This window comes from Thermoplasmatales archaeon, from assembly GCA_014361195.1.
Taxonomy (GTDB): Archaea; Thermoplasmatota; E2; order UBA202; family JdFR-43; genus JACIWB01.
Window position 1 is genome coordinate 227,974 of record JACIWA010000001.1, and the last position, 13,664, is coordinate 241,637.

The 13,664-nt window shown below is 35.5% G+C and carries 12 protein-coding genes and 1 tRNA gene; 3 read left to right on the plus strand and 10 right to left on the minus strand.

Going from position 1 to position 13,664, the window contains the following annotated elements:
• Nucleotides 1-50 precede the first annotated feature (50 nt).
• From H5T44_01105 to H5T44_01130, 6 genes are all read right to left on the minus strand, one after another.
• Entirely contained in the window at nucleotides 51-1,475 is a 1,425-nt protein-coding gene (locus H5T44_01105; protein ID MBC7080844.1) for a right-handed parallel beta-helix repeat-containing protein, read from the minus strand.
• Between the two features lie 45 nt (nucleotides 1,476-1,520).
• Nucleotides 1,521-1,676, minus strand: a complete 156-nt coding sequence (locus H5T44_01110) for a hypothetical protein (GenBank protein ID MBC7080845.1) — start codon at nucleotides 1,674-1,676, stop codon at nucleotides 1,521-1,523.
• Nucleotides 1,666-2,301, minus strand: a complete 636-nt coding sequence (locus tag H5T44_01115; protein MBC7080846.1) for a V-type ATP synthase subunit D — start codon at nucleotides 2,299-2,301, stop codon at nucleotides 1,666-1,668. Before H5T44_01115 ends, H5T44_01110 begins: the two co-directional genes overlap by 11 nt.
• Nucleotides 2,298-3,662 (minus strand): V-type ATP synthase subunit B, encoded by a 1,365-nt coding sequence (locus tag H5T44_01120; protein MBC7080847.1) that lies wholly within the window; start codon nucleotides 3,660-3,662, stop codon nucleotides 2,298-2,300. The genes H5T44_01115 and H5T44_01120 overlap by 4 nt, the downstream gene beginning before the upstream one ends.
• A 33-nt stretch (nucleotides 3,663-3,695) precedes the next feature.
• Complete coding sequence (gene purH / locus H5T44_01125) at nucleotides 3,696-5,180, minus strand: bifunctional phosphoribosylaminoimidazolecarboxamide formyltransferase/IMP cyclohydrolase (GenBank protein ID MBC7080848.1); 1,485 nt, start codon at nucleotides 5,178-5,180, stop codon at nucleotides 3,696-3,698.
• A 46-nt stretch (nucleotides 5,181-5,226) separates the two neighbouring features.
• A tRNA-Lys gene (locus H5T44_01130) sits at nucleotides 5,227-5,300 on the minus strand.
• A gap of 1,942 nt (nucleotides 5,301-7,242) precedes the next feature.
• Here H5T44_01130 and H5T44_01135 point away from each other — a divergent pair.
• Both H5T44_01135 and H5T44_01140 read left to right on the plus strand, forming a co-directional pair.
• The gene (locus H5T44_01135; GenBank protein MBC7080849.1) at nucleotides 7,243-7,785 is read left to right on the plus strand and encodes a CBS domain-containing protein; all 543 of its coding nucleotides are present in this window, start codon (nucleotides 7,243-7,245) and stop codon (nucleotides 7,783-7,785) included.
• 9 nt (nucleotides 7,786-7,794) lie between these two features.
• On the plus strand, nucleotides 7,795-8,595 hold the full coding sequence (locus H5T44_01140) for a CBS domain-containing protein (GenBank protein ID MBC7080850.1): 801 nt from the start codon (nucleotides 7,795-7,797) through the stop codon (nucleotides 8,593-8,595).
• Here the strand turns inward: H5T44_01140 and H5T44_01145 are convergent.
• The 3 genes from H5T44_01145 to H5T44_01155 are packed head-to-tail and all read right to left on the minus strand — an operon-like array spanning nucleotide 8,578 to nucleotide 11,568.
• Complete coding sequence (locus H5T44_01145; GenBank protein ID MBC7080851.1) at nucleotides 8,578-10,029, minus strand: phenylalanine--tRNA ligase subunit alpha; 1,452 nt, start codon at nucleotides 10,027-10,029, stop codon at nucleotides 8,578-8,580. The two genes, H5T44_01140 and H5T44_01145, sit on opposite strands and share 18 nt — an antisense overlap.
• A 40-nt stretch (nucleotides 10,030-10,069) precedes the next feature.
• Nucleotides 10,070-10,702 carry an RNA 2'-phosphotransferase gene (locus tag H5T44_01150; protein ID MBC7080852.1) on the minus strand — a complete coding sequence of 211 codons (633 nt, stop codon included), beginning with the start codon at nucleotides 10,700-10,702 and terminating at the stop codon, nucleotides 10,070-10,072.
• Nucleotides 10,703-10,728: 26 nt separating this feature from the next.
• Entirely contained in the window at nucleotides 10,729-11,568 is an 840-nt protein-coding gene (locus tag H5T44_01155) for a GTP cyclohydrolase I FolE2 (protein ID MBC7080853.1), read from the minus strand.
• A gap of 40 nt (nucleotides 11,569-11,608) precedes the next feature.
• Between H5T44_01155 and gcvT the strand changes: the two genes are divergently transcribed.
• Entirely contained in the window at nucleotides 11,609-12,700 is a 1,092-nt protein-coding gene (gene gcvT / locus H5T44_01160; protein ID MBC7080854.1) for a glycine cleavage system aminomethyltransferase GcvT, read from the plus strand.
• Nucleotides 12,701-12,732: 32 nt separating this feature from the next.
• On the opposite strand, the gene trxB is transcribed toward gcvT, so the two are convergent.
• Nucleotides 12,733-13,647, minus strand: coding sequence for a thioredoxin-disulfide reductase (gene trxB, locus H5T44_01165; protein ID MBC7080855.1), 915 nt, complete (start codon nucleotides 13,645-13,647; stop codon nucleotides 12,733-12,735).
• Between the last annotated feature and the right edge of the window lie 17 nt (nucleotides 13,648-13,664).

The window sequence follows — 13,664 nt, forward strand, 5'->3', positions numbered from 1 at the left end:
AATGAAAATATAAGTAATATATAATATTTTGCTTGTTTTTGGCCAGCTCTTCAAAATATTTTATAAGCTCTTATTTTATCTGTTTTGTTTTGTCCGATATTATCCCATGCAACAACTTTTATTTCATGATTTGCAAATGAAAAATCGCTCCATATCCATGAATATGGCTCACTTGTATCATTAAATTTAAGCACCCCATCGATATAAAACTCAACTTTTGCAATTCCTATGCTTGAATTTGCGGTTGCTTCAACTGTAAACTCGCCTATTATAAATGGCTCTGGCAATGGAATTATTTCCCTATCCATTATATACAATGCATTTCCTGGCTTTAATATTCTTACCTCTAAAGGAAGGAGTTCTTGCATTGGGGCAAAAATGCTAAATGAAGTTATATTTGCCCATACATAGTTTGCCTGCTTGTTTATCCCTTTTTCTTTATACCATCCATTTTTAAGCCACTCCTTGCCATCATATTTAAGCATTTCAAGATAATCTTCATATTTTTCATCTTCATAATATATTGATATGTTTGCCCATCTTTCCCCTTTTGCTTCTATATATTTGCCTATATTTCTCCATCCTTCTGGATCAGGAGGAGATGTTGTTATACCTTTAATAGTTAGATTTCCGGAATAGCTATTGATTGTTAAATTTGTTGGAAAAATGGATGAAAATTTGCATCTTTGCAAATCATTATTGTTGCTCTCAGCAAAAATTAAATCATTTTCCTGATTTGAGAAAAAGTTGCAATTATTAATGCTGTTTTTATCTGAAAGATAAAGATGAATGCCAGCTGAATTATTATAGAAAGAGCAGGCTTTTATGATATTCTCTTTCGAGCGAAATGCATAAAATGCTTTATAATAATAATGATTAAAAGAATTGCAGTTTTCAATTGTATTCTTGTTGGACGAATACAAAATTATCCCATTGCTATTTTCATAAATATTGCAATTTCTTATTATATTATTTTGAGAGTTATCTAAACCGATTCCATATCCATCATTTTTGTAAGAATTGCAATCAGATATTGAATTTCCTGTTGAATAGTAAAAGTAAATTCCACCATAATGATTATTGTAAAAATTGCTATTCCTTATCTGATTATTTGTTGAGCCATTAAAAGCTATACCTTCAAGATTTTCATAGCAATCCACATTTTCAACTATCCCGTTTGTAACATTTTTGAAATATATGCCTCTCTTCCCGTTATAAATCTTGCAATTTCTTATCATAAAATAAACATTCGTGTTTTCTATTCTAATTCCATCCTCACTTAATGCATTTATCTCATAATTCCGGATTATATATGGATTTCCCGGGCTTCCGTTGCCTGGCCAGCCATTTTGAATTGCTTGACTTGCAAAATCCTCATTTCCATTTATATGGATTGGTGAGTGGGCAATGGCATTTATTGCTAAAGCTACTCCTAAGACAAGAAGACCAAATACAATCATATAATTTGCTTTCATTTTCTCCTCAATAATAAAAATGCCCATTTATTTAAAATTTTTGCATCATTCCGCTAAAACTTTTATCAGCCAGAAAATCAATCCAGATATAAATAAAACAATCCATGCAAGGTATAGATAAAATATTCTTTTTATCCACTTTGCTTTTTTCTCCGGTGTGTCAAAAAATCTTCCTAATATTTCATCTTCTTCAATCTTCATATTTTCCAAGTAAATATTTTATCCTTTTCCTTCTGAAAAAGTCTTCTCTCTCCATCTCCTCAAGCTGTCTTTCTATATAAGAAATAGTGTTCTTAAGGCGAGGTATGAATATGTATTCAAGAGCATTTACTCTTCTTTTTGTCTTTTCTATTTCCCTTCCTAGCAATTGTATGCTTGCTTCTATTTCCGCCACCTCAACTATTTTATTCATCAGCTCCTCTGCTTTTTTAACAGATTCATCAAACTCACTTGAAGTAGAAAACAAACTATAAGAAAAATTTTCTTTTTCTTCTAGCCTTAGTTCTGGTATGCTCACACCCATAATATTTCTCCCACCTGATATCAATTTTCTTTCCCTATGAATTGCTTCTGCCAATCTTTTTACCTTTTCCTCACCCAAAACCATTTCTGCCTTCACAATCGCCTTTAAAGCACTATTTATCATCTCCTCTAGCTCCTTCCTCTTTTCCTTCCTCTTTTTTATTAACTCAAGGAAAGAAGCTACAAGAGCATCCCTTTTCTCAGACAGCAGTTTATGTCCTTTAACCGCAAGTTCCTTCCTCTTCTTCACTTGCAGAAGTTCCATCCTTGTTGGCTTAACATCCTCTATAACTTTTTTCGTCATGCTCTATAATACTTCTCTATATACTTTTCATCTATTTTCTTCAGCTCGCCCTTTGGAAATCTTGAAAGGAGTTTCCAGCCCAGATCAAGAGTTTCCTCAAATGTCCTGTTCTCATCCCTCCCCTGCCTAACAAACTTATCCTCAAAATCATCCGCAAATTCCAGATATTTTCTATCCCTATCAGTAAGAGCTTCCTCACCTACAACCGCAACCAAGTCCCGCAAATCGCACCCCTCCGCATAAGCAGCATACAGCTGATTTGAAAGAGCATGATGGTCTTCTCTTGTTTTTCCCTTTCCTATCCCCTCCGCCATCAGGCGTGATAAGGATGGCAAAACCGCAACCGGAGGATATATTCCCTTGTTGTGAAGTTCCCTTGACAGGACAATTTGCCCTTCCGTTATATACCCTGTTAAATCTGGAATTGGGTGGGTTATATCATCATCTGGCATTGTAAGAATTGGTATCTGGGTTATTGATCCTTTCTTTCCAATAATTCTTCCCGCTCTTTCATAATTTTGTGCCAGATCAGTGTACATGTACCCTGGATACCCTCTCCTCCCTGGAACTTCCTCTCTTGCTGCGGATATTTCACGCAATGCTTCTGCATAATTTGTCATGTCAGTAAGTATAACCAAAACATGCATACCTTTGTTAAAAGCAAGATATTCCGCGGTTGTAAGAGCAACTTTTGGAGCAATCAATCTCTCAATTGTTGGATCATTTGCAAGATTTAAGAAAAGAACACTTCTTTCAATCGCTCCTGTTTCCTCAAAATCCTTAATAAAGAAATCAGATTCTTCAGCAGTTATTCCCATTGCACAGAAAATGACCGCAAAATTTTCTTCTCCACCCACTTTTGCCTGCCTCGCTATCTGGGCGGCGAGCTCATTATGTGGCAATCCCGCACCGCTGAAAATTGGCAATTTTTGGCCTCTAACCAGCGTATTCATTCCATCTATTGTTGAAATTCCTGTCTGGATCGGGTCGCGAGGATATTCTCTTGCTGAAGGATTTATTGGATAACCATTTACATTCCTTATTTCATCTGGTATTGGAGGAGGGGAGCCATCTATGGGCAAGCCCATACCATTGAATATTCTTCCAAGCATTTCTGCACTTATACCTATCTCCATTGGCTTTCCAGTAAAATTTACAGAAGTATTTTTTACATCTAAACCACGAGTTCCTTCAAAAACCTGAATGACTGCTTTTCCTTCACTTGCTTCAAGCACCTGTCCTAATCTCTCACCATCCCCTTTAATTTTTACAATTTCCCCATAACCTACTTCTCCAATCCCTTCCACAATGAGGAGTGGGCCTTTTATTTCTTTAACTGTTGAATATTTTATTCCTTCCATCAAGAAGTAATGTTTCCTTATTTTTAAGTTTTATCAATGCAAAAAGCATCTCTGTCCAGTAAATACCATTATTAAATTATGCTCATTTGCTGCTTCAATAACTTCCTTATCTCTTATTGAACCTCCTGGCTGGACAATTACCCTCACACCCGCTTTTGCAGCTTCATCAACCGCATCTCTAAAAGGGAAAAAGGCGTCAGAAGCCATTATTGAACCTTTTATTCTTTCTTTTCCCTTAAATGTTGCAATCCATACCGCATCAACTCTTGATGTCTGCCCTCCTCCTATTGCTACAGTACTTTTATCTTTAACAAAAACAACCGCATTTGATTTAACATGCCTAACGCATCTAACCGCAAAAACCATTGATGATATATCTTCTTTGCTTGGCTTTTTTATGCTCACCGTTTTCCATTCCCTTGGATCAATTCTTTTTACATCTTTTTCTTGAACAAGAAGCCCTCCTTCTACACTTCTTAATTCAATTTCCTTTTTCCTCTTTTCCTTTCCAAGCCCACTTATTTGTAAAAGCCTCAAATTTTTTTTATCCTTGAATATTTGCAAAGCTTCCTTGCTAAAAGAAGGGGCTATAATAACTTCAAGAAAAATTTTGCTCATTTCATTTGCCAAGTTTGCATCAATTTTCCTGTTTACCGCAACAATCCCTCCATATGGAGAATATGTATCTGTTTCAAATGCTTTTTTCCATGCCTCATCTATTTTTTCACAAGAAGCAATTCCGCAGGGAGTTGCATGCTTTACAATAACAACAGTTGGCTCATCAAATTCCTTCAAGCACTCAATCGCATGATTTGCATCTAAAATGTTGTTATATGAAAGCTCCTTTCCCTGTAGCTGAACAGCATTTGAAATACAAACTTTGCCAGCATTTTCTTTTACATAGAAAGATGCTTTTTGATGAGGATTTTCTCCGTATCTCAAATCCGCTTTTTTAACAAAGGGCAGGCACAGTATAGAAGGAAAATTTTTCTCATACTTTCTCAAAATCATTGCATCATAATAGGAAGTTTTCTGAAGGGCTTCAATTGCAAATTTCAACCTGATTTTTTCATCAAATCCCTTTCTCAAATACCTTTTTGCTATTTCATACTGAGAAGGAGAAGAAATTACGACGATTCTCCTCCAGTTTTTTGCGGCAGCCCTCACCATCGCGGGCCCACCAATGTCCATTTCATCAATTCCCAGCTCATAGGGATAAAAGTTGCAAACAACCATATCAACTGGTTCAATTCCTTTCTTTTTTAACTCCTCTATCTCTTCATCTCTTGCAAGAATTGCGGAGTGCAATTTTGTGCTAAGGGTTTTTATCCTACTTCCGAGCAATTCTGAAAAGCCTGTATAACGGGATATACTTTTTACTTTAATTCCTCTCTCATCTAAATATTTTTTTGTTCCCTGAGACGCATATATGCTAACTTCATTTTTTATTAATTCTCTGCAAAAATCTTCTATTCCTTTTTTATCATATACGCTCACAATTGCAATTTTTGGTTTCATTTTTTTCATGATTAATAAAAATCAATAAAAAAACTTTTTGGAGAAGCGGGCTCGAGGGGATTCGAACCCCTGGCCAACAGGTTAAGAGCCTGCTGCTCTACCTAGCTGAGCTACGAGCCCAGTAAAAAATAAAATCCGATATAAAAATTTGTTGCATTAAAAGATTTCTTGAAGATCTCAAAAATCATGCTTGCTGGCATGATTATCCTGATCGAGGATGGATACAATTCCTTCTCATGCAAATACTCTATGAAAAGCCAATGCACGGCTACAAGCTATTAGAAGAAATTAAGGAAAGAAGTTGCTGATGTCATAAGCTTGAGTCAGGCTCGCTCTACACTCTTTTAAGAAGAATGGGGGAAAGGGTTTTGCTCCAATCCAAGTGAGGAAAGAAGAATGTTGGCCAGATAGAAGGATATATAATATGACAAGTAAAGGGGTTGAAGCTCTAAAAAGCTTGAATCAATTATAAAGAGGAAAAAAACTCTTCGATGACCTATTAGATTTCTACCTTGAAAATTTTGAAAAAGTAGGTGATGGAGGTTAAATTATGGAATCTGCAATATTTCAAAATTTAACAAAAAGTTTTGGAGATGTGATAGCGGTGAACCATATAAGCTTCAACATTAAAAAGTGAAATCTTTTGTTTCCTTGGCCTGAGTGGGGAAGAAAACCTGATGAAGGGAGTACATCGATAATGGGGTATGATGCTATAAATAATCCTATATAGGCTAAGCAATACATTGGAGTGAAAAAGCGGGCAAACTTTTGAAAGAATTTGGTCTATATGAATTTAAGGACAAAATTGTCAGAGGATTTTAGAAAGGAATGAAGCAGAAACTTCTATTATGTATGGCTTTAGTGAATGATCTAGAAGTGCTTTTTCTAGATGAGCCTACTTCAGGGGTTGATGGTGAGAGTGCTAGATTTATGCGGGAATAAAGAAGGGAAAACTTTTTTCAAGTCACAATAGGAAGAGGTAAACCAGTTATGCCATAGAATAGCAATAATAAACCACGGTAAAATAGCAGTCACAGATACACCCGAAAATCTTAGGCGCCAGAGCATTGAAGAAATTTCAGAAAATCAGGATTTATACATCTAACCCTCAGCGATAATAGAATTTTTAGTTGAATTCATCGCTTGAGGATGTTTTTATAAAATTACAGAGCAATTTAGGCGATTTGTTATTGCAAAAAAGAATATAAAAATTTATTATTTGAAATGGCTAGTTATTATTTTCGGATTAATATTTCCACTTTTTTTCACATCAACATCAGTAGGCCCTATCATTATTCCATGGGAAACTCGCTCAAAAACCTTGAAAGACTTTTATGCAGCCCTTTTTCAATCTGCAATTATTTTTGGAGACATGCTCTCTTCTTTTTTGGCTTGATTATTGCAAGCTTTTGTTTTTCCGCCTTAAGCATTCTTTTATCCACCAACAGATATTCCTGCTACAACCCAGATGTTATTTTCCTTGATAAGATTCCCTTTGGTTTTCATCAGCGGTGTTTTTATACCTGTTGAGCGGCTGCCCGCGTGGAGAAGAATAATAGCATTTTTTTTCTTTAATATTCTCTCTCAGCGATAAAATTACACGAAAAAACTTTACCAAGGAGGCTGAGTTAATTAAAAAATCGGGTTAGAGCTTGGCCAGATTAAGGTGAAGAATAAGAGAAAAGTTTTATAGCTCTATTAATTTTCAATTTTATCTCCTATATCAGGATACTTAATGTGAAGTTTGCAAACAAAGTTGATTCATCAAAAATGAAGGTGTAAGCGATGCCTGGCTCGATAGCACAATAAATGAAACAAAAGCTAAAGCAAAGAAGGTTCTTTGCATGAAAAATCCTAGGAGCCGGATGGCGAGAGTGGAATAAAGCCAGCGGGCAAAATCGATGAAAAAAAGAGAAATTTGATATTATTGTAAAGATGGGTTGTTTTGATGGATGCCTGATAACTCCAAAAGAAAAAAAATTGAATTAAATATTCTTGATCCAAAAGGTAAAGATATTGAAGAATATAGAAAAGTTTTTTATTTGTATTTTAATATCAATTGATGAAGAAGGAAATACTTGTAAAGGACATAATGAGCAGGAGTCCGGTTATAATAAAAGGTGATGCAACTGTTCTTGAAGCATCAAAGGAAATGAAAGCAGAAAAGGTTGGGAGTGTGGTTGTTGTTAAAAATGGAAAACCTGTTGGAATACTTACTGAAAGCGATATCTTGAAAAAAATTGTTGCAGAAGGAAAAGATGCTTCAAAAACAAAAGTAAAGGATGTTATGAGTTCTCCTTTGATTAGCATATCTCCAAACGAAAAAGTTGAAAAAGCATTGAAATTATTCGGGGAAAACAGAATAAGAAGATTGCCGGTTGTTGAGAATGGAAAATTAGTTGGAATGATAACTGAAAGAGATATTGTTCAATTTTCTCCTTTATTCATTGATTTGATCGAAGAATGGGCAAAAATAACAAAGGAAAGAATTGATTATGAAAGAAAAGAGGGCATGCCTGGAAAATGCGAGGAATGCGGGATGGCCACGGACAAACTTATAGAAGTAGATGGAAGAATGCTCTGCGAATTTTGTGCTGAAATTTAAGGTGATTTTATGAAAGTAAAGGATATAATGACAAAAGGAGTTATTTATGTAAATAAGAGAGATGATGTTGATTATATACTTCAACTGATGGGAAAATATAAGATAACAAAAGCCCCGGTAATTGAAGATGGGAAAATTGTTGGCATAGTAACTGATAATGAGATAGCGGATAAGCTTGGAAGTATAAGGAGCAGAGGTGTTACTCCCGCCCGCTTGCGTGCGATGACTGTTATGGAAAAGAAATTTGATGTTGTTTCTCCTGATACGCCAATTGAGGAAATTCTTGAAACAGTTGGTGAGCCCGGGCCGACAATGCTTCCTGTTGTTTCAAATGAGCATCTTGTGGGGGTGGTAACAAAAGCGGATTTGCTACCTCTTGTTGAGGGGGATGAGAACATAAAGGAGATAATGACTTTTCCTGTAATTTCAGTTTCCAGGGAAGATAGGGTGATTCATGCAAGAAGATTGATGATTGATAAAAATATAGCGAGAATTCCTGTAGTTGAGAATGGCAAGGTAATTGGAATAATATCCGACTGGGAAATTGCAAATGCTTTTGCAAAACTTAAGAAGGGTATATCACTGGGAAAGCAGGGCTCTCATATAAAGAATTTACTTGTAGGAGATGTAATGAAAAGCCCAGCAATAACCGCAAAAGATACAATAACTATAAAAGAAGCTGCACAGATAATGATGAAGAATGAGGTTGGATGCCTGCCAATAGTTGGAGGAGATGAAAAAATAAAAGGAATTGTGACAAGAACAGATTTATTGAAGCACTTGCTAAAAAAATTAAAGCAGAGGCAATGAGCGAAGCCATCCTATATCACTGAAATAAAGCATCCTTATATCATTCAGCCCGAGCAAATTCATAGCTATCCTCTCCAGCCCAAGCCCCCAAGCAAGCACAGGATATTTTATTCCAAATGGCTCAGTAACTTCCGGCCTGAAAATTCCCGATCCACCAACTTCAATCCATTTTCCATTAAGTTCCACTTCAATTTCCATTGATGGCTCAGTATAAGGAAAATAAGAAGGACGAAATCTTATATTTTCAAATCCAATTCTTGAATAAAATTCTCTCAATATTCCTTTTAGCATACAAAAATTTGCATCTTCTTCATAAACTATCCCTTCAATCTGATGGAATTCCGGAAGATGTGTCGCATCTATATTTTCTCTCCTAAAAACCTTTTCTATTGAAAAAACTTTTGCTGGAGGAGAAGGATTATTTATTAAATATCGTATTGTATTTACAGTTGTATGAGTTCTTAAAATTGCTCTTTTTGCTTCTTCCTTATTAAATTTATATCCCCATCCCTTTGAGCCAGTTTTTCCTCCACTTTCATGTATTTCCGCAACAATATCAAGCATTTTTTCATCTACTTCTATTTTGCTTGGATTCCTGCAATAAAATGTGTCCTGCATATCTCTTGCGGGGTGGTCTTGAGGTATGAAAAGGATATCCATGTTCCAGAAAGAAGATTCAACATAGCTCCCCTTTATTTCTTTAAATCCCATTGAGGAAAATATTTTCCTTATTTTTTCTATGATCTGAGTTAATGGATGCATTTTTCCTAGATATATGGAAGGAGAAAATGCTCTTATATCATATTTTCTGAATTTTTTTTCTCTCCAGCTTCCATTTTTTAGCATTTCTGGAGTTAATTGAGAAATTTCATCTTCAAATTTTATCCCTTTTCTTATAACTTCCCATCCCTCTTCAGTAACAACAATGCTCCTTGAGATTTTTTTCTTTTCTTTTATTGCCTCCCTTCTCTTCAAAATATTCAGAATTTCTTCATCTATATCATAATTGCCTTTTTTTATCTTATCAAGCGCCTCCTCCTCCACCTGCCTTGCTTGCATTTCCTTTTTTCCTTTATTTGTGATTTTGAGATATTTTTTGTCGCCTATTTCATCTATTTCGCACCATCCCTTCTTTAAAGCCCAACCAAGCATAATTGAAAATTTTTTACCAAATTTTTCCTCAAGCTCTCTTATTTCACCTTCCTCTATTTTTTTCTCTGGCAAACCATCCTTCAAAAATTTTTCTCCTTCAGGAGTTAATGAATATTCTTTAACAATTTTCTCCTCTGTTATTACAAGCCCCTTTGACTGAAGCCAGGAAACAGCGTTCATTGCTTTAACCATATCCATTTCAATCTCTTCAATGCTCGCTTTACCATTTTTGTCAGCTAGCTTAATTAGTAATTGCTTTTCTAATGGCGAGAGGATTTCCATTGCTTTGTTATTTATGAAAAGTTTAAATTAATTTCTATATCTAATTTAACCTGCTTATATATTTTCCATCTATTTTATCCGCTATATATACCTCATTCCCCGCTTTCTTTATATTAAAACCATCTTCCAGCATCTTCTTCACATCTATCTTAAGTATCACTGGATTTTCACATCTTCTTTTACCCGCCTCAACCGCCTTCTCTATGCTTCCACTTAAATGAACCTTCTTTCTATCAACTGGAAATAATCCTTGCTCAAGGACAATTTCCGCTTCCTCTTCAGTTACTGGATAATATAGCTCATCAACATCCGCATCTGGCAAATCAGATAAATCAACATCTATCGTATGAGCATATGTTGCCCTTATTCTTCCATTTTTTATCTGATATCTTCCCTTTTCATCAGTTGTTGCAACCGCTTCAATGTGTTTCCTCCTTACCCAGTAAAAACCCTCTACTTTATCCTTTATTGCGTCCGCCATTCTTTCTATTTCTATCCATCCATTTTTATCAAGCTCCAAATCAAAATTTTGTGGGAAATGGCGAAGGATTCCAACCATCAAACTGCTCAACTTCCTTGCTTCCTTATCATTCATCAAAAATTTTCCCTTCTTTTTACATGATGGACATTCCTCGCCTCTATAAAAGCCATGTTGTTCGCATATACCAATCATTGAGTATAATTGCTTAGCAATTTAAATTATTTTCTTAACTCTCCTAGCGTTGTAATTCTTTCAGCAAAAGCATTATGTTTATGTATTGATTCAAGGCTTTCACTTCTTGCAATAACAACCGTGCTATCTGGAAGATTTTTGTATCTATTAACTATTTCTTTTAAAATATCTCTTACAACATCCTCAACAAACTTTGGGTTTTCATGAGCTTTTCTAACAATTTCCATCTCATCTTTTCTTTTCAATATTTCAAAAGTAGGGGCACTCATCGATTTTTCTATTATTGATATAATATCATCCGCATCTATGCTTCCGTCATTTTCAATAAAAACACTTGCAACATTTCTTTGGTTGTGAGAATAAGCTTCCCTGTAAGTGGCTTTTATATTTTCCATTGCACATGGACAAACCGTCATTCCTACCACTTCTACCCCTATAAATTTTTTTACTGCCCCTTCTCTTTCTCTTATTGCAACCGCCATTATCTTATATGGCTCCAAGCTTTTTTTCCCGCTAGGCGTGCATCTCTCAAGAAAATAATCTGAGCTAATTCTTACTTCCGCCCTCCTTGCATAGTCATGCCTTGAAAGCATTTCTTCCGCTATTTTTTCGCATAGATCTTCCAAACTTCCAGATGGTTGCCTCACTGATATATCAACTATTTCCTCTATTATTTCTGCATTTCTTGAGAGATCGCTTCCTTTTCTTGTAGGTGGCAAGTCAACAAAAAGGTCAATGTTTGCTATAAGATTTACAACTTTCTCCTTTCTTTTTATACAAACTGGTTTTCTAACTCCTTTAATACCTACTCTCGTCAATTTGAAATTTGCCTCTGGTTTTCTTGATTGAACATCTGGTAATACCATTACATAGATAAAAATTTAAGTATTTTAATATTTACTCCGCATGAAAACCGCATTATATGAATTGCATAAAGAGCTTGGAGCAACTTTTACAAATTTCATGGGATATGAAATGCCTTTAAAATATAGTTCTGTAAATGAAGAGCATATAAATGTTCGCAGAAAAGTTGGAATTTTTGATGTTAGCCACATGGGAAAAATTTTTTTGAAAGGAAAAGATATAAAAAGTTTCATAAGTAAAATTACCGTTGAAAGAGGGGAAAAGATAAGCGAGGATAAGGGAGCTTATACCCTGCTCCTTGATGAAAATGGTCATATAATAGATGATGAGCTATTCTTTAATTTGGGAAATGAGCATTTATTTATTCCAAATTCTGGAATGCAAAAAAAGATAATTGAATGGATGGAAAAAAATAATGAAGAAGGAATTGATATAGAGGATGCAAATGAAAATTATTCAATATTAGCCCTGCAGGGCCCTCTATCGCAGGAAACATTACAGGAAATAATCTCTCCTTTCAGCCTGCCACTTTTTGGATGCATCGAGCTGAAGAAGGAGCAATTTAAAATAGATTTTGATGGGAGATGCATATTGTCAAGAAGTGGATATACCGGGGAGAAAGGATATGAAATGTATATCTCTCCAGCTGAAGAAGCGGAAAAAATATTCAGGGCTTTGCTTCAAAAAGGAAATAAATATGGTATAATGCCCATCGGGCTGGCTGCAAGGGATACATTAAGGCTTGAAAAAGGATTTATGTTTGCTTCAAATGAATTTTCTGGAGGAAGAAATCCAATAGAAGCGGGCTTAGAGTGGTGCATTGATTGGGAACACGAATTTATAGGAAAGAATGCTCTCATTGAATTCAAGAAAAGGGAAGAATATGAAAGAATTGCTTTCCTTGAATGCATTGGTCCAGGAATACCAAGACATGGAGAGCATATATTTAAAGAAAATGAAAAAATAGGAATTGTAACTTCAGGAGGATTTTCTCCTTGCCTAAAGAAAGGCATAGCAATGGGTTACATAAGAAAATCTTTCATAACCATTGGAAATGAAGTAGAGATAATAGGGAGAAAAAATATAAGGGCAAAAATCGTAAAACCACCTTTTGTAGGAAAGGATGCTTGCTAGAAGCGATAGAAAAGCAAAGATTTTCAAATAATTTACCATATGCTTCTTTTTCCTATGGCCTTCATTGCAGATATTGCAGCTTTTGCTCCTTCTGAGCAGGCAACAACTATCTGCCTTACTCCTCCTGTTATATCACCCGCAGCAAAAATTTTATCAATATTTGTCTTTCCCATATCATCTATTTTTATGAAACCATGTTCATCCAAAGCCAGACCAACTTTTTTAGCAATCTCATTTCTTGGCTCCTCCCCTATTGAAACAAATACTCCATCAATGCTCATTTCTTTAACTTCATTTGTCTTAACATTCCTTATTTTAATCCCCTCCACCTTTTCTTTTCCAAATATTTCCTCAACCACACTATTCCATATAAAATTTATCCCTCTTTCTATTGCCTCTTCCTCAATTATCTTTTCCGCCCTCAGCTCGTCCCTCCTATGAACAATACTTACATCCACCCCTATATTTCTAAGATATATTGCTTCTATTACCGCACTATTCCCTCCTCCAACAACCACAACTTTTTTTCCTTTGAAAAAGAGGCCGTCACAAGTAGCGCAGTAGCTAACACCTCTTCCACTAAATTCTCTCTCGCCCTTAACATTCAATTTTCTCGGCTCTGTTCCAGTGCAAATTATCACCACCTTAACCCCGTATCTTCCTTTATCGGTTATAACTTCAATTTCTTCTCCCACCTTTATATCCTTTACTTCTTCAAAAAGCCTCATTTCCGCATACTGCGAGGCATGCTCCTTCATTCTTTCCATCAACTCCACTCCCCCTATGCTCAAAAATCCAGGATAATTTTCAATCTTAGGCGAATTTATTGCAAGCCCCCCTCCCATTCCCCTATCAAAAATAACAGCCTTTGCCCCTCCTCTACCCGCATATATGCCAGCGGAGCAACCCGCGGGCCCCGCTCCAATTATAGCTATTTCATAATCCATATTTGGATAATTTTTTC